The sequence below is a fragment of the Bacillus cereus genome, assembly GCF_002564555.1.
Taxonomy (GTDB): domain Bacteria; phylum Bacillota; class Bacilli; order Bacillales; family Bacillaceae_G; genus Bacillus_A; species Bacillus_A cereus_K.
Genome location: NZ_NUVD01000024.1, coordinates 386,282 through 404,659 on the forward strand (window position 1 = coordinate 386,282; position 18,378 = coordinate 404,659).

Consider the following 18,378-nt stretch of genomic DNA (forward strand, 5'->3'; position numbering starts at 1 on the left):
AAGGAGTATTATAATCCACAGTTTCAATTTTCTAAATCGCTGAAACCGCATGGTACGGGGGACCCGTTCTTATGGATTGGTACATAATCCGATGGGGTGAATCCTTGAAAAAGGTAGGGCTACTCATAGGCCCGAATCCGACAGCTAACCTCGTAAGCGTTATATTGAGAAGGAAGGTGGAGCTTGTGCGACAAAAAAAATAATGTCTACAAGTCTATTTCGCTATGGCTTGTAGACATTTTTTGTTTTCTGAAGAATTAGTTTGCTGGCTGTAACAAGCAGAATCGTTCGTACAAAATTATTGGAGAGTGGACAGCAGTGGTTTCATCTATCAAAAGGTTTTTAATTGGAAGGCCGTTAAAATCAACAGAGCTTGGAGAACAAAAGCTTAATAAAACGAAAGCGCTAGCTATTTTATCTTCTGACGCGTTATCATCAGTTGCTTACGGCCCAGAGCAAATATTAATCGCGCTAGCGGGTCTTGGAGCCGTAGCTTATTGGTATTCTATTCCGATTGCTATAGGGGTATTAATATTATTGACAGCTCTTATTTTATCTTATCGACAAATTATTTTTGCTTATCCTCATGGCGGGGGCGCGTATGTTGTATCGAAAGAGAATTTAGGAATGAATCCAGGCTTAATAGCAGGAGGGTCGTTACTAGTCGACTATATTTTAACGGTCGCAGTAAGTGTATCTGCAGGTACAGATGCGCTCACATCTGCTTTTCCTAGTTTACATGCACATAATGTAATCATTGCGATTATATTTGTCATATTGATTACGATCTTAAATTTAAGAGGCGTAACGGAATCAGCTTCCGTTTTAGCATATCCTGTTTATTTATTCGTTTTAGCGTTATTTATATTAATTGGTGTAGGGATATACAATATTTTAACTGGTCATGTTTCACCTACTTTACATGCGCCACTTGGAACACCGGTTGCAGGAATTAGTTTGTTTTTACTGTTAAGAGCATTTGCATCAGGTAGTTCAGCTTTAACAGGGGTTGAAGCAATTTCAAATGCAATTCCAAACTTTAAAGATCCTGCACCAAATAATGCGGCAAAAACATTGCTTGCGATGGGGGCTTTACTTGCCGTTTTATTTTCGGGAATTGTCTTTTTAGCTTATTATTATGGTATTAATCCAAGTAAACAAGTAACAGTTGTTTCACAAATTGCTGAACAAACATTTGGACGTAATTTCATGTACTATTTCATACAAGGTACAACAGCTTTAATATTAATTCTTGCTGCTAATACAGGATATTCTGCATTTCCATTATTGGCGGTTAATCTTGCGAAAGATAAGTTCATACCGAGAATGTTTACGATTAGAGGAGACCGTCTAGGGTATTCAAACGGTATTATTATACTTGGGCTTGCTTCGATTATTTTAATTGTAGCTTTCCAGGGGAAAACGGAACATTTGATTCCGTTATATGCAGTAGGGGTATTTATTCCGTTTACACTTTCTCAAACTGGAATGGTATTAAAATGGCTTCGTGAAAAGCCTGAAGGATGGGCTTTGAGATTAACGGTTAATTTAATTGGTGCAGTTATTAGTTTTATCGTAATGAGCATGTTCTTTTTAACTAAATTTGCACAAGTTTGGTCGATTCTTATTTTCTTACCTGTCATTATCTTCTTGTTCCATCGAATTAAGAAGCATTATGATGCAGTAGGCGACCAATTAAGTTTAAAAACTTGTGAACGGATTGTTCCGATTGAGGGGAATGTAATTGTCGTTCCTGTAGCAGGCATGACTCATGTAGTAGAAAATTCATTGAACTATGCGAAGGCTCTTTCTGCAGATCAAGTTATCGCTGTATATGTTGCTTTTGACAGAGAAGAGGAAAAGAAATTTGAAGAGAAATGGAAGAAGTGGCAACCTGAAGTGAGGCTTGTTACATTACATTCTCATTATAGAAGTATTATTCAGCCACTAACGAAGTTTATTGATACAGTGCAATATAAAGCGAGTGAATCAAATTACCGAGTTACGGTCGTTATACCACAGTTTATTCCGAAAAAAGGTTGGCATAACATTCTTCATAACCAGTCTAGTTTATTAATTCGTGCGTATTTACTGTATCGAAGAAATGTTGTTATTACGACAGTTCCATATCATTTGAAAAAGTAAGTAGATTTTTTAGGATAGCTTCGCGAAAGTGAAGCTATCCTTTTTGTGTATACGTTATGCATAATTGCATATACACCCGAAAGATATATTAATATAATTTTATTTGTTGTGAGTAAGTAGTGTTTTCTGTTGTGATATATGGATATTTAAATCGAGAAAGTGAATCGGATTTTATTTTGAAATAAGGACAGGAGAGCTTGAAAATAAAGGGAATGAAAATACTTCTTTACGGTAGATAAATAGCTGTGTTTAAATGACCTTACAGTACAAAACTTACATGAAAACAAAACAGAATTTCATACTTTCGTACGTTAATTAGTTTAAAATGAATAATATTTTCAGGTAATATATTCACTGTGTGAATGCGGGACTTGTGATAATATAGAAATTTTATACAATATTATTCATACTAAGCATATATGAAAAGTTATGAAATGTTTTATAACAATAAGTTAGTACTGTAGTAACAAATTTTGAGAGAGGTGATTCGTATATGAATCACGGTGAGAATGTTCTCTATTTTAACCATCTCAAATCATGTGCAAGGAAATAGAATAATAAAATGCGATAGTAATAGTTGCTAATACATAGGAGGAGTTAAAGTGAAAAAGACTTTAATTACAGGGTTATTGGTTACAGCAGTATCTACGAGTTGCTTCGTTCCTGTAAGCGCTTACGCTAAGGAGGGGCAAACAGAAGTGAAAACAGTATATGCGCAAAATGTAATTGCTCCAAATACATTATCTAATTCAATTAGAATGTTAGGATCACAGTCACCGCTTATACAAGCATACGGATTAGTTATTTTACAACAACCAGACATTAAGGTAAATGCTATGAGTAGTTTGACGAATCATCAAAAGTTTGCAAAGGCGAACGTACGAGAGTGGATTGATGAATATAATCCGAAGCTAATCGATTTAAATCAAGAGGTGATGAGATATAGCACTAGATTTAATAGTTATTATAGTAAGTTATATGAACTAGCAGGAAACGTAAATGAAGATGAACAGGCAAAAGCAGATTTTACAAGCGCATATGGGAAATTGCAAGTGCAAGTACAAAGTATCCAAGAGAGTATGGAGCAAGATTTATTAGAGTTACATCGATTTAAAACGGTATTAGACAAAGATAGTAACAACTTATCACTTAAAGCTGATGAAGCAATTAAAACAATGCAAGGATCAAGTGGAGATATTGTGAAATTAAGAGAAGATATTAAAAGAATTCAAGGGGAAATTCAAGCTGAACTAACTAATATTTTGAATAGACCACAAGAAATTATTAAAGGTTCTATTAATATCGGTAAACAAGTATTTACGATAACAAATCAAACTGCACAAACGAAAACAATCGACTTTGTATCTATCGGGACTTTAAGCAATGAAATTGTAAATGCTGCAGATAGTCAAACGAGGGAATCTGCTCTTCGTATTCAACAAAAGCAAAAAGAGTTATTGCCACTAATTCAAAAGTTATCACAAACTGAAGCAGAGGCAACTCAAATTACATTTATTGAAGATCAAGTAAGTAGCTTTACAGAACTAATTGATCGCCAAATCTCAACTTTAGAGACGTTATTAACAGATTGGAAAGTTTTAAATAATAATATGATCCAAATTCAAACAAATATTGAAGAAGGCACGTATACAGACAGTAGTTTACTTCAAAAACATTTCAATCAACTCAAAAAAGTAAGTGATGAAATGAATAAGCAAACGAATCAATTTGAAGATTACGTTACAAACGTTGAAGTACATTAAAAAATAAGTAACCATATAGGGAGAGAAGAAAAATGACAAAAAAACCTTATAAAGTAATGGCTCTATCAGCGCTTATGGCAGTCTTTGCAGCAGGGAATATTATGCCGGCCCATACGTATGCAGCAGAAACTGCAGTAAAGCAAGCTCCAGTTCATGCGGTAGCAAAAGCTTATAATGACTATGAAGAATATTCATTAGGACCAGAAGGCCTGAAAGATGCAATGGAAAGAACAGGTTCAAATGCTTTAGTAATGGATCTGTACGCTTTAACAATTATTAAACAAGGTAATGTTAACTTTGGTAATGTATCATCTGTTGATGCAGCTTTAAAAGGAAAAGTGATTCAGCACCAGGACACAGCTAGAGGAAATGCGAAGCAATGGTTAGATATATTAAAGCCACAGCTTATTTCAACGAATCAAAATATTATTAATTACAATACGAAATTCCAAAACTATTATGATACTTTAGTTGCAGCGGTTGATGCAAAGGATAAAGCAACTCTTACGAAAGGTTTAACTAGATTATCAAGTAGTATTACTGAAAATAAGGCACAAGTAGATCAGTTAGTAGAAGACTTGAAGAAATTCCGAAATAAAATGACGTCAGATACGCAAAACTTCAAGGGAGATGCAAATCAAATTACAGCTATCTTAGCTAGTCAAGATGCTGGAATTCCGCTATTGCAAAATCAAATCACAACGTATAATGAAGCAATTAGTAAATATAATGCAATTATTATCGGTTCATCTGTTGCGACCGCATTAGGACCAATTGCAATTATCGGTGGTGCAGTTGTAATTGCTACTGGCGCAGGAACTCCGCTAGGAATCGCATTAATTGCAGGTGGAGCAGGAGCTATAGGCGGTGGTACAGCTGGAATCGTATTAGCTAAAAAAGAGCTTGATAATGCACAAGCTGAAATTCAAAAGATAACAGGACAAGTTACAACTGCCCAATTAGAAGTAGCAGGGTTAACAAACATTAAAACACAAACTGAGTATTTAACAAATACAATTGATACAGCAATTACAGCGTTGCAAAATATTTCAAATCAATGGTACACAATGGGATCAAAATACAATTCTTTACTTCAAAATGTAGATTCAATTAGTCCAAACGATCTTGTTTTCATTAAAGAAGATTTAAACATTGCGAAAGACAGCTGGAAAAACATTAAAGACTATGCAGAAAAAATTTATGCTGAGGATATTAAGGTAGTGGATACGAAAAAAGCATAATAATAATTAAACTGTTATAGCATTACGTATAGATAAAATATTTTTAAATAATAGAGAGCTCCTGTTCAGTAGTGAGCAGGAGCTCTTTTTACCTCTAACGTTTCATATCCTCATAAAAAGAATAGGTGATAAGTATGCGTAATAATTTCTATAAAAAATGTCTTTTAACGATAATGATTGCTGGAGTCGCAACGAGTAATGCGTTTCCTTTACATCCTTTTGCAGCAGAACAAAACGTAAAAACATTGCAAGAAAATGCGGGGAATTATTCTCTCGGGCCAGCAGGGTTCCAAGATGTAATGGCGCAAACGACATCAAGCATATTCGCAATGGATTCATATGCAAAATTAATTCAAAATCAGCAAGAGACTGATTTGAGTAAAATAAGTTCAATTAATAGTGAGTTTAAAGGAAATATGGTTCAGCATCAAAGAGATGCAAAAATTAATGCGGCGTATTGGTTAAATAGTATGAAGCCTCAAATTATGAAAACGGATCAAAATATTATTGATTACAATAATACTTTTCAAGCGTATTATAATGACATGCTAATAGCGATTGATCAAAAGGATAGCGGTAAACTAAAAGCGGATTTAGAAAAATTGTATGCGGATATTATAAAGAATCAAACTGAAGTAGATGCATTATTAGGGGATTTAAAAGCTTTTCGCGATAGAATGGCAAAAGATACAAATAGTTTTAAAGAGGATACAAATCAATTGACAGCGATTTTAGCGAGTACGAATGCAGGAATTCCAGCATTAGAGCAACAAATAAATACATATAACGATTCAATTAAAAAGAGCAATGATATGGTTATTGCTGGTGGTGTACTTTGCGCAGCACTAATAACATGTCTTGCGGGCGGACCGATGATTGCGATTGCGAAAAACGATATCGCAAATGCAGAAAGAGAAATAGCCAATTTAAAAGATAGAATTTCTGGAGCGCAAGCAGAAGTCGCAATTTTGACAGATGTGAAAAATAAAACAACAAATATGACAGAAACAATTGACGCAGCAATTACAGCGTTGCAAAACATATCAAATCAATGGTATACAGTAGGTGCAAAATATAATAATTTACTACAAAACGTAAAAGGAATCAGTCCAGAAGAGTTTACGTTTATAAAAGAAGATTTGCATACGGCGAAAGATAGCTGGAAGGATGTAAAGGATTATACAGAAAAATTACATGAAGGCGTAGTGAAGTAAACAGTGGACTAGTTCTACTGTTTATCTTTTTATCCTGTTTTTTGTGAGAGGTGGACTTGTAATTTGATAAATAAATTTTCCATGTGTTTTATCAATGTAGCTTTTGGATAGTGTTTAGTCAAATTGATACTAATAACTTAGATAAAATTCTGATCAAGCCTTTAATATTTAATATTTAATATTTAATTTTTTAATGAAAAAAGCTATACTGTAATCAAAACTAAAAATTGGAAAGGAAACACCAGAACATGGAAAATTATTTATTGTTTATCCTTACAGCAATGCTAATCATAATGATGCCTGGTCCCGGTTTTGCACTAGTTACAAAAAATACTATCTCACATGGTAAAAATGGTGGGATCAAGACCGTCTTAGGAACGGTATCTGGAATGATGATTCATACAATAATGGCTACGTTAGGACTCTCTGCCATCCTAATGAAATTTGCTATGTTATTTACATTTATAAAATATGCTGGGGCTTTTTATTTAATTTACTTAGCTGTAAAGTCAATTAAAAGTGCCTTATATAAAAAAGAAGCTCTGTTAGGTTCAGTAGAAATGGACTCTAAGGATATGGGAGCAATTAAAAGCTTTAGACAAGGATTTACTACGGCAATTTTAAATCCAAAAACTGCTGTGTTTTTCCTTAGTTTTTTACCCCAATTTATTGTGAGTAATCAAAATCATTTCCTCCAATTTCTTTTATTAGGAGTCACATTTACGACTTTGACAGCAATATGGTATGTACTGTATATCTCACTTATACGTCAATTAAGAACTTTTCTAAGAAAAGAACGAGTGAACCGTACAATAGAGGGTATTACGGGCGCAGTATTATTAGTATTTGGAGTGAGGTTGTTTTTCCAAAAATAAATATGTATATGAAAAGAGAAATAATCAATAGTGATTATTTCTCTTATTTATTTATTCTAAAACTACTATTTTACAATTGATTTCATACACTCATACTAATTTTATTCACATATCTAATTGGAACTTTAAAAATGACTTCCTCAATAACCTGACCGGTTTGCTTTATAAGAAAAAATCTTACATTATGGGGGCGGGCTGATCATCCGTAGGGGATGGAAAAAAACCATTGATTAAAGTTTTATTGTAAATACTAAGTGGAGTAGAAGTATGGGTGGATAAAATTCGGCAGTCGAAATTTCTTGCATAAAGCTGTATAATGCTTGTAACGAAAAGGAAATACAGGAAAGGATATGTAACAAGTTACTATGGATAAGGATAAACAACAATTAAGCGTTGAAGTTGCAAGATTATATTATCAATCAGATTATAGTCAGCAAGAAATTGCTAACAAATTAAATATTTCAAGGCCGACGATCTCTAGATTATTAAAATACGCGAAAGAAAAAGGATTTGTTCAAATTAGCATAGCCGATCCATTTGCTGATTTAGATAACGTTGGGAATTTACTGAAAGAAAAGTACAACTTGTTAGAGGCACATGTTGTGTTTTCACCAGTGCCAGAATATGCAACGATTACAGAGTATATTAGTAAATATGCAGCTGAGTATATGGAAAAGACGGTTAAAAACGGTGATATCGTTGGTGTAAGTTGGGGAATGACGATGTATGAAATCGCTAGAAAAATTGTGCCGCAACATGTAAAAGGTGTAGAAGTTGTCCAGTTAAAAGGTGGTATTAGTCATTCGAGTGTAAATACATATGCGAATGAGACGATTGCTTTATTTGCAGATGCTTTTCAAACGACGCCAAGAAATCTACCCCTTCCAGTTATATTTGATAATGCGGTGACGAAAGAATTAGTAGAGCAGGATCGACATATACATCACATTATCGAAATGGGGAAACAAGCGAATATTGCAATTTTTACTGTAGGAACAGTACGAGATGAAGCACTATTATTCCGATTAGGTTATTTTGATAAGGATGAAACGAGTTTACTCAAAAAACAATCGGTCGGTGACATTTGTTCACGTTTCTTTGATGGAGACGGAAATATTAGTAGCGAAGAAATCAATAAGCGGACCATTGGAATTGAGTTAGAGGAACTGAAATTAAAGAAACGCTCTATTTTAGTTGCAGGTGGTAATAGAAAAATAAAAGCAATTGATGGTGCGTTACGTGGCGGGTATGCAAATGTATTAATTATCGATCAGCATACAGCAAAAGAATTGTTACATTATCAAAAAGGTTAGGAAATAAAAGGCTTTCTCAAGNNCTTGAGAAAGCCTTTTATTTTGTGATGCATGAATTATAGGAGTTCTTCATGGAACACAAATTTTCTTTTTAAAAATAATTATGGATATTGAGATACATACTACCATTGTTAACATACAAGTTACGCTTTCACCTTGTGATTTATATCGGTTGTTTCCCAGTTAGACTACGTTTAAAATACTGCAAGAAATTCCCTTTTAAAAAAGGATGAACAAAATTTCAAAAGTATATTTACATTTGTTCAACTAAGAGTTAGAATGAAGTTGTTAAAAGATACGAGGAGTGAATATAATGAACATTGCAAAGTTAATTGACCATACAGTTTTAAAACCAAATTCAACTAAAGAAGATGTTATGAAAGTAATCGAAGAAGCAAAGGAATATAAATTCGCTTCTGTTTGTATTAATCCTACATGGGTAAAGCTAGCGGCTGACGAATTAGCTGGACATGATGTAGACGTTTGTACTGTAATCGGTTTCCCATTAGGAGCAAGCACTACTGAAACAAAAGCATTTGAAACAAAAGATGCTATCGCAAAAGGTGCAACTGAAGTTGATATGGTAATCAACGTAGGTGCATTAAAAGATGGCGACAATGAGCTTGTTGAAAAAGACATTTATGAAGTAGTACAAGCAGCAAAAGGAAAAGCTCTTGTAAAAGTAATTATTGAAACTTGTCTATTAACAGATGAAGAAAAAGTACGCGCTTGTGAATTATCAGTAAAAGCTGGTGCTGATTTCGTAAAAACTTCAACTGGATTCTCAACTGGCGGAGCAACTGCTGAAGACATCGCATTAATGCGTAAAACAGTTGGACCAAATGTTGGTGTAAAAGCATCTGGCGGCGTTCGTACACGTGAAGATGCAGATAAAATGGTAGCTGCTGGAGCTTCTCGCGTTGGAGCTAGCGCTAGTGTTGCAATCGTATTAAATGATGCAAAAGGTGCTACAGATAACTACTAATTACTAATGAGTTAAAGGGCACTAGATACACGTTTCGAGTAAATTGTATCTAGTGCTTTAACAATTGAAAAAAATGTAAGCGGGTACAAAGGGGAGGAGATGGCTTATGAAATACTTAATAGGTATTTTAGGCCTCGTATTGATTTTAGGTATCGCTTGGCTTGCTAGTAATGATAGAAAGAAAGTCAAATATCGTCCAATCATAACGATGGTTATATTACAATTCATTTTTGGATTTTTATTATTAAATACAAGCGCTGGGAATATATTAATTAGCGGAATAGCAGATGGTTTTGGAGAATTATTAAAATATGCCGCTGATGGTGTGAATTTCGTATTTGGTGGATTAGTAAATCAAAAAGAGTTTTCATTCTTTTTAAGTGTATTAATGCCAATCGTGTTTATATCAGCTTTAATAGGTATTTTGCAACATATTAAAGTACTTCCTATTATTGTGAAATTTATCGGTGTAGCATTAAGTAAAGTAAATGGGATGGGGAAACTAGAATCGTATAATGCGGTCGCTTCTGCGATTTTAGGACAATCGGAAGTGTTTATTTCCGTTAAGAAACAACTAGGATTATTGCCAGAGAAAAGAATGTATACTTTATGCGCATCTGCGATGTCAACAGTATCTATGTCTATCGTTGGATCGTACATGATGTTATTAAAACCGCAATATGTTGTAACCGCTTTAGTGCTTAACTTATTTGGTGGTTTCATTATTACTTCTATCATTAACCCGTACGAAGTTACTGAAGAAGAAGATATGTTAGAAGTACAAGAAGAAGAGAAAAAGACCTTCTTTGAAGTATTAGGGGAGTACATTATAGACGGATTTAAAGTCGCGATTACAGTAGCAGCTATGTTAGTTGGTTTCGTTGCTCTTATCGCATTCATTAATGCAGTATTTAAAGGTGTAATCGGTGTCTCATTCCAAGAAATCCTTGGTTACGTATTTGCACCATTTGCATTTATTATGGGTGTTCCATGGCATGAAGCAATTAACGCAGGTAATATTATGGCAACAAAACTTGTATCGAATGAATTTGTCGCTATGACAGATTTAGCACAAGGGAACTTCAACTTCTCAGATAGAACGACTGCGATTATATCAGTATTCTTAGTTTCATTTGCAAACTTCTCTTCAATTGGAATTATTGCAGGAGCGGTTAAGAGTTTAAATGAAAAACAAGGAAATGTAGTCGCAAGATTTGGTTTGAAATTACTTTTCGGTGCAACATTAGTAAGTTTCTTATCAGCAACAATCGTGGGCTTATTATTTTAACAGATTCATATAATATAAAAAGGAATGGTGATTATAATGAGAATGGTAGATATTATTGCGAAAAAACGTGACGGAAAAGAATTAACGACTGAAGAAATCAAATTCTTTATTAATGGATATACAGATGGAAGTATTCCGGATTATCAAGTGAGTGCACTTGCAATGGCAATTTTCTTTAAAGATATGACAGATCGTGAACGTGCAGACTTAACGATGGCAATGGTTGAATCTGGAGAAACAATTGACTTATCAGCAATTGAAGGCATTAAAGTAGATAAGCATTCAACAGGCGGTGTTGGTGATACAACAACATTAGTATTAGGACCATTAGTTGCAGCATTAGATGTACCAGTAGCAAAAATGTCTGGCCGTGGTTTAGGACATACAGGCGGAACAATTGATAAATTAGAAGCGGTGGAAGGATTCCACGTTGAAATTACGAACGAGCAGTTCATTGATATTGTAAACCGTGACAAAGTAGCTGTTATCGGACAAACAGGAAACTTAACACCTGCAGATAAAAAGATTTATGCATTACGTGACGTAACAGGAACAGTAAACTCGATTCCTCTAATTGCAAGTTCAATTATGAGTAAAAAAATTGCAGCTGGTGCTGACGCAATCGTACTTGATGTAAAAACAGGTGCTGGCGCATTTATGAAGACAGAAGAAGATGCGAAAGAATTAGCACATGCAATGGTACGTATCGGAAATAATGTTGGACGTCAAACGATGGCTGTTATTTCAGATATGTCACAGCCCCTTGGTTTTGCGATTGGTAATGCTCTTGAAGTGAAAGAAGCAATCGACACATTAAAAGGCGAAGGTCCAGAAGACTTAACAGAATTAGTACTTGTATTAGGAAGTCAAATGGTTGTACTTGCTAAAAAAGCAAATACGCTAGAAGAAGCACGTGAAATGTTAATTGAAGTTATGAAAAACGGAAAAGCAACAGAGAAATTTAAAGAGTTCTTAAGCAATCAAGGCGGAGATAGCTCGATTGTAGATCATCCAGAAAAAATGCCACAAGCGAAGTATGTAATTGATGTACCTGCTAAAACTTCAGGTGTTATTTCTAACATTGTTGCAGATGAAATCGGTATCGCAGCTATGCTACTTGGTGCAGGTCGTGCGACAAAAGAAGATGAAATTGATTTAGCAGTAGGATTAATGTTACGTAAAAAAGTTGGCGATGCAGTAAAAGAAGGCGAACCATTCGTAACAATTTACGCAAATCGTGAAAATGTAGAAGATGTAAAAGCGAAAATTTATGAAAACATTTCTATCTCGGAAACAGCAGTTGCTCCTAAATTAGTTCATACAGTTATTACTGACTAATCATCATTACATTTACTTTGAGGGGGAAATAATATGGATAAGAAAAAATATATTGAAGAAGCAAATAAAATGTTATCAAAAGCGTATATTCCGTATTCAAAATTTCCTGTTGGTGCAGCTTTAGTTACGAAAGAAGGTAAAATCTATACTGGTTGTAATATAGAAAATGCTTCTTACGGTTTATGTAACTGTGCAGAAAGAACGGCAATCTTTAAAGCAGTATCAGAAGGTGAGCGTGAGTTTAGTTACTTAGTCATTACAGGAGAAACTGACGGACCAATTTCACCATGTGGTGCTTGTAGACAAGTTATTGCTGAGTTCTGTGATCCGGAAATGCCTGTATTACTAACGAATGTAAAAGGTGATGAAAAAGAAGTGACTGTTGGACAGTTACTGCCTGGTGCCTTCTCAATTGAAGATTTAAAATAAATTGAAAAGCCATTTCACAATTATTAATTGTAAAATGGCTTTTTGATTTTCGAAATTAGGGTAGAAAATGAGTAATGTAATACTCCGTTCATATTCCGTTCATAAACTTTTCATAGAATGACTGCAGCGAATGATGAAAGTGACGATTTTAATTGTCATTTTACAGCAGGAGGAATATAATGAAGAAGTTATATAATGCAGCATTCATTTACTTAATTATTGGTTTATTATCAGGTGTATTTGCAAGAGAGTATACGAAAGCACAAGGAATTAAAGGATCTACTATGTTACAGTTAGTGCATACGCACGTATTAGTGCTCGGATTCATATTCTTTTTAGTCGCTTTCGCTTTATTTAAAGTATTTCAAATACAAGAAACAAAAAGTTTTCGTGCATGGTTTGTTGTATATAATGTAGGATTAATTTTTACTATCGCTACAATGGTATTTAGAGGTCTTTTACAAGTAAACGGAACAGACTTTAACGGTTTAAGCCATATGGCTGGATTAGCTCATGTCATTATAAGTGTCGGGCTCGTTTGGTTTATGATTTTGCTTAAAAAGTCTTTTAAATAGGTAGGAGTGGAGAATATGAATAATATAGCACTTTTATCAAGTGTTGTAGCAATTTGCATGGCCGTTGGAGTAATGTTTCTTCGCTTTAAGTCAGCAAAAAAACCGGTAACGAAAAAGAAAATTATATTGCCACCAATTTTTATGAGTACTGGCGCAATGATGTACTTCTTACCGGAATTCAGGTTAACATCGTTAGAAATAGGAGAGGCAATTATCATAGGGCTTATTTTCTCTATATTTCTTATTAAAACAACTAAGTTCGAAATAAGAGGCGAACAAATATATATGAAACCGTCAAAAGCATTTATATTTATTTTAGTTGGGTTATTAGCAGTGCGAGTAGCAATGAAATCGTATTTAAGTCAATCGATTGATTTAACGCAGTTAAGCGGAATGTTTTTCTTACTCGCATTTGCGATGATTGTATCGTGGAGAATTGCGATGTATCGCTCGTATACTAAATTAGAAAAGACAATAAAAAGAGCTGGAATTTCTATATAGGAAATCCAGCTTTTTTTATGTTTTATTAAAATTCTTTAGCTCGGAACTCATTTACTAAATTTTAAACGATCTTGAGCATCTTGTAATGCAACTGGCGTAACATTAATACCAGTTGGATCAACAATTTTTGTGTTTAATAAAATAGAATCTAAGCTACCGCGAAATGTTTTTGTATAGTTTTGACGCAACATTTGTCGTTCTTGTTTTTCATCAATCGTTAATCCAGATGTTCTTTCTTTTTTTGCTAATTCGTTAATACGGAATAAAATGTTTTGCATGTGTTTTCACCTCTAGTTAGATTTAATTAAATTAGTTACTTACTAATTTATAGTTATTTTAACGCGTGATTTTTATTATGTCAACACCATCTAAAAAGGTTAACAATTGACGAAAAATTATAACAATAATAAAATGAATAACAGAGGACAATTAGCTTTAAATGCATACATAGAATGCTAGGGGGATTATTATGAAATCAACATTTTTTGCTCAAAATAGAGAAAGATTAATGAAAACATTGCCAAATGAATCGATTATGATTTTATTTGCGGGACAGGCACCTCATATGTCAGCCGATGCGCATTATAAATTTGTGCCGAATCGAAACTTTTACTATTTAACGGGAATAGATGAGCCCAATGTTATTTTCACATTGAAAAAGTTTGGAAATAGTGTAGAAGAAACTCTTTTCATTGAAAAGTCAGATCCAGTAATGGAAAAATGGGTAGGAAAAACAGTTTCTAAAGAAGATGCAGAACAAATTTCAGGTATAAAAAAAGTTGTATATATAGAAAGCTTTGAAAAGACAATTGCAAATACACTTTTCGCAGAGAATGTGAAACATGTGTGTTTAGATTTAGAGCGTCGTGAGTGGAATGGTACGGAGACAAAAACGTTAGCGTATGCTAAACATGTAAGAGAACAATACCCACACATTACAATTGGTAATGTATATCCGAGCATTTGTGAATTACGAGTCTTTAAAACAGAGGAAGAAATTGAAATTATTAAAGAAGCAATTGCTATAACGAAAGATGGTATTTACAATGTGTTAAAGCATGCAAAATCAGATATGATGGAATATGAATTAGAAGCAAATTTTGATTTTACGCTGAAATCATCTGGAATTAAGCATCATGCGTTCAATACAATTTTGGCAAGTGGAAAAAATGCTACTGTCCTTCATTATGAAGATAATGATGCACAAATTCAAAAAGGTGATTTAGTACTGCTTGACTTAGGTGCTCAAAAAGACTATTACAACGCTGATATTAGTTATACATTCCCAGCAAGTGGAACATTTTCTAGTCGCCAAAAACAAATATATAATATCGTGTTAAAAGCATTGAAAGAAACAACTGAACTTATTAAGCCAGGAGTAAAGTTTGCTGCATTAAATGAGCATACAAAAAAGGTACTGACAGAAGAGTGTAAAGCAATTGGTTTAATTCAAGAAGATGAGGAACTGTCTAAATACTATTATCATGGTGTGAGCCATTTCCTTGGTTTAGATACGCATGATGTAGGAACGTATAAAGATAGAGTATTAGAAGAAGGAATGGTTATTACGATTGAACCAGGTCTATATATTGAAGAAGAAGCAATTGGTATTCGTATCGAAGATGATATTCTTGTAACGAAAGATGGGTATGAAAACTTGTCAAAAGATATCATTAGAGAAGTTGAAGAAATTGAAGCGTTTATGAGAGAAAATAATGTAAATGTAACAGAGGATGAAGTTGTTACGAAATAATGATTTGGAAAGGCGCTCTGTTTTTGAGCGTCTTTTTTATTTATAAGTAGGTGAAAGAAACTGTTATATAATGAGTTTCTATTGTGAAGCCATAAAGAATAAGCGTATAATATTATAGTTATCCCATTACTCGGGGTAACCCGCGAATGATAAATAAGATTGTCGTTTTATCATCGCTTCTAAACATATATACAGCGAAAGTAACACTGGAAAACAGATAGGGAGTTATAAAATGAAATTAATTATTGCCGAGAAACCAGATCAAGGTTTGGCTCTTGTTTCACAGTTTAAATATCGCAGGAAAGATGGATATTTAGAAGTAGAAGCGAATGAGTTATTTCCAAATGGAGCGTACTGTACATGGGCAATTGGTCATTTGACGCAGTTATGTAATCCAGAACATTATCACGCAGAGTGGAAAAAATGGTCACTTGATACGTTACCGATGATTCCTGAACGTTTTCAATTTGAAGTAACAAAGTCGAAGTATAAACAATTTAATGTAGTGAAACAGCTGTTACATAATCCTCAGGTAACAGAAATTATTCACGCGGGCGATGCTGGGCGCGAAGGGGAACTAATCGTACGAAACATTATTAATCTTTGCAGTGTGCAAAAGCCGATGAAACGTCTTTGGATTTCATCTTTAACGAAGCAAGCAATTTATCAAGGATTTAAAAATTTACTTGATGAATCAGATACGATTAATACGTATTACGAAGCATATACAAGATCTTGCGCTGACTGGGTTGTTGGCATGAATGCATCACGTGTGTTTAGTATTTTACTAAAGAAAAAAGGAATGAACGATGTATTTTCCGCCGGTCGTGTACAAACACCAACGTTAGCATTGATCGTAAAGCGTGAAAAAGAAATAGAGAACTTTAAATCAGAGCCGTTTTGGGAAGTGTTCGCAACCTTTAATATAGAAGGAAAGAAGTATGAGGGAAAGTGGGAGAAAGATAGTGAATCTCGCTTAAATGATCCGGATTTGGCTAATAAAATTGCAGCGTTTTGTCAAAACAAACCAGCTGTAGTAAAAGAAATGAAAACCGAGCGTAAAGAGTTTCAGCCGCCGTTTTTATTTAATTTATCAGCACTGCAAGCGACAGCGAATAAAGCTTTTAAATTTTCACCGAAAAAGACGCTTGATATAACACAAGCGCTATATCAAAAAGGAATAGTCTCTTATCCTCGTTCAGATTCTAACTATGTTACACAAGGAGAAGCAGCGACGTTCCCTGATATTTTACAAAAATTAAGTCAATTTGATGAATATAAAGGCTTATTACCAGCACCAATTGAATCGATTATGAATAACAAACGATATGTAAATGAGAAAAAGGTTACAGATCACTACGCAATTATACCGACAGAGCAAGTTACAAACCCAAGCAAGCTATCAGGTGACGAAAAGAAAATTTACGATATGATTGTAAGAAGACTTATTGCGGCGCATTATGAAGTAGCAATCTTTGACTATACAACGATTACAACTCTTGTAGACGAACGTGCTGAGTTCATCTCGAAAGGAAAACAGCAAATTCAAGAAGGTTGGCGTAAAGTTATTTTCCAAGACGATAAAGATGACGAAACGCTTCTGCCAATTGTAGCTGAAGGCGAACAAGGAAAAGTTGTAAAGGTGAAAGTGAAAGAAGGAAAAACACAACCACCGAAGCGTTATACAGAAGGACAACTTATTACGTTAATGAAAACAGCAGGTAAGTATTTAGAGAATGAAGAGCTTGAGAAAGTATTGAAGAAAACAGAAGGTCTAGGTACAGAGGCAACTCGCGCTGGAATTATTACGATGCTGAAGGATCGTAAATATATAGATGTGCAGAAAAACCAAGTGTATGCGACTGATAAGGGAAAAGTATTAATTACCGCAATCGGTGATAAAATATTAGCTTCGCCAGAAATGACCGCAAAATGGGAACAGCGCCTTGCGGAAATTGGTGAAGGTACAGCTTCACCAGCTACATTTATGGAACAAACGAAAAAGCTGTCAGCGAAAATTATTGAAGACGCGGTTGAAATGTCAGAGAAATGGGATTTCACCGGATTACATGTTGAATCGATTGAACGAAAAGGATCGAAATTTACAACAGGTAAAAAGGTTGGTAGTTGTAAAAAGTGTGATGGCGATGTAATCGATAAGTCGACATTTTACGGTTGTTCCAACTACAATACAACACAATGTGATTTTACCATTTCGAAGAAGATATTAAGTAAAACAATTTCGCAAAAGAACATGACGAAGCTCTTAAAAGGTGAGAAGACAGATTTAATAAAGGGCTTTAAAAAGGGAGAGAAAACGTTCGATGCGAAGTTAGAGTGGAAAGATAATAAGATTAATTTTGTGTTTGAGAATTAATTTTCGCATCACATAAAAAAATCCTATGATTCGAGCATATTCATTATGTTAATAAAAATCGCTCAAATGCTGAAAGCATTTGGGCGATTTTTTATTAACATAAAATATAAATTTTCTTGTTTAATTCCCATTTAAAATTTGCAAATGAATAACTAAGTAATAAAAAGCACTCCATATACTTGAGAAACTATGATAGATCTTCAAGTGTATGTGAGTGCTTTTAAATTTTAATGACTTTTTTAATATAAAATTACTTTTTATTTAGTATTTCTTTTTCGTCTATTGAAGAATAATAAGCTACTTCCTAATGCTGCGAATAACGCTCCTAATGATGTTAGAAGAGAACTTTCATTGCTAGCACCGGCTTTTGGTAAAACTTTTGTAGAGTTGTCAGATTCACTACCGGAATTGCTGTCTTTGTCAGACCCGTTGCCAGACCCGTTGTCAGACCCGTTGCCAGATCCGTTGCCAGATCCGTTGCCAGATCCGTTGTCAGATCCGTTGTCAGACCCGTTATCGGAATCAGAGTCAGAATCAGAATCAGAGTCGCTATCGCTGTCAGAGTCAGAATCGGAATCAGA

Annotated in this window: 16 protein-coding genes, 1 pseudogene and 1 riboswitch; of the genes and pseudogenes, 14 read left to right on the forward strand and 3 right to left on the reverse strand. The window is 34.3% G+C overall.

All coding sequences use genetic code 11. The features are described 5' to 3' along the window. Nucleotides 1-27: 27 nt before the first annotated feature. A riboswitch (cyclic di-AMP (ydaO/yuaA leader) is annotated at nt 28-174 on the forward strand. 144 nt (nt 175-318) lie between these two features. The 12 genes from COI75_RS16565 (at nt 319) to COI75_RS16625 (ending at nt 13,667) form a co-directional block, all read left to right on the forward strand. Then, nucleotides 319-2,145: an APC family permease gene (locus COI75_RS16565; RefSeq protein WP_098448476.1), complete on the forward strand. Its 1,827-nt coding sequence runs from the start codon at nt 319-321 to the stop codon at nt 2,143-2,145. 602 nt (nt 2,146-2,747) lie between these two features. After that, entirely contained in the window at nt 2,748-3,908 is a 1,161-nt protein-coding gene (gene nheA, locus COI75_RS16575) for a non-hemolytic enterotoxin NHE subunit A (RefSeq protein WP_000751872.1), read from the forward strand. A 32-nt stretch (nt 3,909-3,940) separates the two neighbouring features. Continuing rightward, nucleotides 3,941-5,149, forward strand: coding sequence for a non-hemolytic enterotoxin NHE subunit B (gene nheB, locus COI75_RS16580; RefSeq protein WP_000162991.1), 1,209 nt, complete (start codon nt 3,941-3,943; stop codon nt 5,147-5,149). A gap of 134 nt (nt 5,150-5,283) precedes the next feature. Next, entirely contained in the window at nt 5,284-6,363 is a 1,080-nt protein-coding gene (gene nheC / locus COI75_RS16585; protein ID WP_001245420.1) for a non-hemolytic enterotoxin subunit C, read from the forward strand. Between the two features lie 248 nt (nt 6,364-6,611). After that, on the forward strand, nt 6,612-7,238 hold the full coding sequence (locus COI75_RS16590) for a LysE family translocator (RefSeq protein ID WP_000433002.1): 627 nt from the start codon (nt 6,612-6,614) through the stop codon (nt 7,236-7,238). Nucleotides 7,239-7,603: 365 nt separating this feature from the next. Then, nucleotides 7,604-8,551 carry a sugar-binding transcriptional regulator gene (locus tag COI75_RS16595; RefSeq protein WP_000356564.1) on the forward strand — a complete coding sequence of 316 codons (948 nt, stop codon included), beginning with the start codon at nt 7,604-7,606 and terminating at the stop codon, nt 8,549-8,551. A 313-nt stretch (nt 8,552-8,864) separates the two neighbouring features. Then, on the forward strand, nt 8,865-9,536 hold the full coding sequence (deoC, locus tag COI75_RS16600) for a deoxyribose-phosphate aldolase (RefSeq protein WP_001017454.1): 672 nt from the start codon (nt 8,865-8,867) through the stop codon (nt 9,534-9,536). A 106-nt stretch (nt 9,537-9,642) separates the two neighbouring features. Beyond that, on the forward strand, nt 9,643-10,824 hold the full coding sequence (locus COI75_RS16605) for a NupC/NupG family nucleoside CNT transporter (protein WP_000876174.1): 1,182 nt from the start codon (nt 9,643-9,645) through the stop codon (nt 10,822-10,824). A 36-nt stretch (nt 10,825-10,860) separates the two neighbouring features. Further along, nucleotides 10,861-12,162 carry a pyrimidine-nucleoside phosphorylase gene (locus COI75_RS16610; RefSeq protein ID WP_002095753.1) on the forward strand — a complete coding sequence of 434 codons (1,302 nt, stop codon included), beginning with the start codon at nt 10,861-10,863 and terminating at the stop codon, nt 12,160-12,162. A gap of 33 nt (nt 12,163-12,195) precedes the next feature. Then, nucleotides 12,196-12,591 carry a cytidine deaminase gene (locus tag COI75_RS16615; RefSeq protein ID WP_000358543.1) on the forward strand — a complete coding sequence of 132 codons (396 nt, stop codon included), beginning with the start codon at nt 12,196-12,198 and terminating at the stop codon, nt 12,589-12,591. Between the two features lie 179 nt (nt 12,592-12,770). Continuing rightward, entirely contained in the window at nt 12,771-13,166 is a 396-nt protein-coding gene (locus tag COI75_RS16620; protein WP_000737868.1) for a DUF2871 domain-containing protein, read from the forward strand. A gap of 15 nt (nt 13,167-13,181) precedes the next feature. Then, complete coding sequence (locus COI75_RS16625; protein WP_001059388.1) at nt 13,182-13,667, forward strand: CcdC family protein; 486 nt, start codon at nt 13,182-13,184, stop codon at nt 13,665-13,667. A 47-nt stretch (nt 13,668-13,714) separates the two neighbouring features. Here COI75_RS16625 and COI75_RS16630 read toward each other — a convergent pair whose 3' ends face one another. Then, nucleotides 13,715-13,945 carry a DUF896 domain-containing protein gene (locus COI75_RS16630; RefSeq protein WP_001179611.1) on the reverse strand — a complete coding sequence of 77 codons (231 nt, stop codon included), beginning with the start codon at nt 13,943-13,945 and terminating at the stop codon, nt 13,715-13,717. Between the two features lie 191 nt (nt 13,946-14,136). Here COI75_RS16630 and COI75_RS16635 point away from each other — a divergent pair, with 191 nt between their 5' ends. Continuing rightward, on the forward strand, nt 14,137-15,420 hold the full coding sequence (locus COI75_RS16635; protein ID WP_000842975.1) for an aminopeptidase P family protein: 1,284 nt from the start codon (nt 14,137-14,139) through the stop codon (nt 15,418-15,420). A gap of 232 nt (nt 15,421-15,652) precedes the next feature. Further along, nucleotides 15,653-17,797 carry a DNA topoisomerase III gene (gene topB / locus COI75_RS16640; protein WP_098448477.1) on the forward strand — a complete coding sequence of 715 codons (2,145 nt, stop codon included), beginning with the start codon at nt 15,653-15,655 and terminating at the stop codon, nt 17,795-17,797. A 257-nt stretch (nt 17,798-18,054) separates the two neighbouring features. Here the strand turns inward: topB and COI75_RS27680 are convergent. Together COI75_RS27680 and COI75_RS16645 are read right to left on the reverse strand one after the other, a co-directional pair. Further along, a pseudogene (locus COI75_RS27680) lies at nt 18,055-18,132 on the reverse strand (hypothetical protein); the annotation flags it as partial. Further along, nucleotides 18,132-18,378: hypothetical protein (locus COI75_RS16645; protein WP_255265685.1), on the reverse strand; the 247-nt coding region annotated here is incomplete at its 5' end. The gene COI75_RS16645 and the pseudogene COI75_RS27680, both read right to left, overlap by 1 nt.

Excerpts from the sequence above, each read along its gene's own strand:
- nheB (WP_000162991.1), top strand. The coding sequence starts at position 3,941 with ATGACAAAAAAACCTTATAAAGTAATGGCTCTATCAGCGCTTATGGCA.
- nheC (WP_001245420.1), top strand. The coding sequence starts at position 5,284 with ATGCGTAATAATTTCTATAAAAAATGTCTTTTAACGATAATGATTGCT.
- COI75_RS16590 (WP_000433002.1), top strand. The coding sequence starts at position 6,612 with ATGGAAAATTATTTATTGTTTATCCTTACAGCAATGCTAATCATAATG.
- COI75_RS16595 (WP_000356564.1), top strand. The coding sequence starts at position 7,604 with ATGGATAAGGATAAACAACAATTAAGCGTTGAAGTTGCAAGATTATAT.
- deoC (WP_001017454.1), top strand. The coding sequence starts at position 8,865 with ATGAACATTGCAAAGTTAATTGACCATACAGTTTTAAAACCAAATTCA.
- COI75_RS16605 (WP_000876174.1), top strand. The coding sequence starts at position 9,643 with ATGAAATACTTAATAGGTATTTTAGGCCTCGTATTGATTTTAGGTATC.
- COI75_RS16610 (WP_002095753.1), top strand. The coding sequence starts at position 10,861 with ATGAGAATGGTAGATATTATTGCGAAAAAACGTGACGGAAAAGAATTA.
- COI75_RS16615 (WP_000358543.1), top strand. The coding sequence starts at position 12,196 with ATGGATAAGAAAAAATATATTGAAGAAGCAAATAAAATGTTATCAAAA.
- COI75_RS16620 (WP_000737868.1), top strand. The coding sequence starts at position 12,771 with ATGAAGAAGTTATATAATGCAGCATTCATTTACTTAATTATTGGTTTA.
- COI75_RS16625 (WP_001059388.1), top strand. The coding sequence starts at position 13,182 with ATGAATAATATAGCACTTTTATCAAGTGTTGTAGCAATTTGCATGGCC.
- COI75_RS16630 (WP_001179611.1), bottom strand. The coding sequence starts at position 13,945 with ATGCAAAACATTTTATTCCGTATTAACGAATTAGCAAAAAAAGAAAGA.
- COI75_RS16635 (WP_000842975.1), top strand. The coding sequence starts at position 14,137 with ATGAAATCAACATTTTTTGCTCAAAATAGAGAAAGATTAATGAAAACA.
- topB (WP_098448477.1), top strand. The coding sequence starts at position 15,653 with ATGAAATTAATTATTGCCGAGAAACCAGATCAAGGTTTGGCTCTTGTT.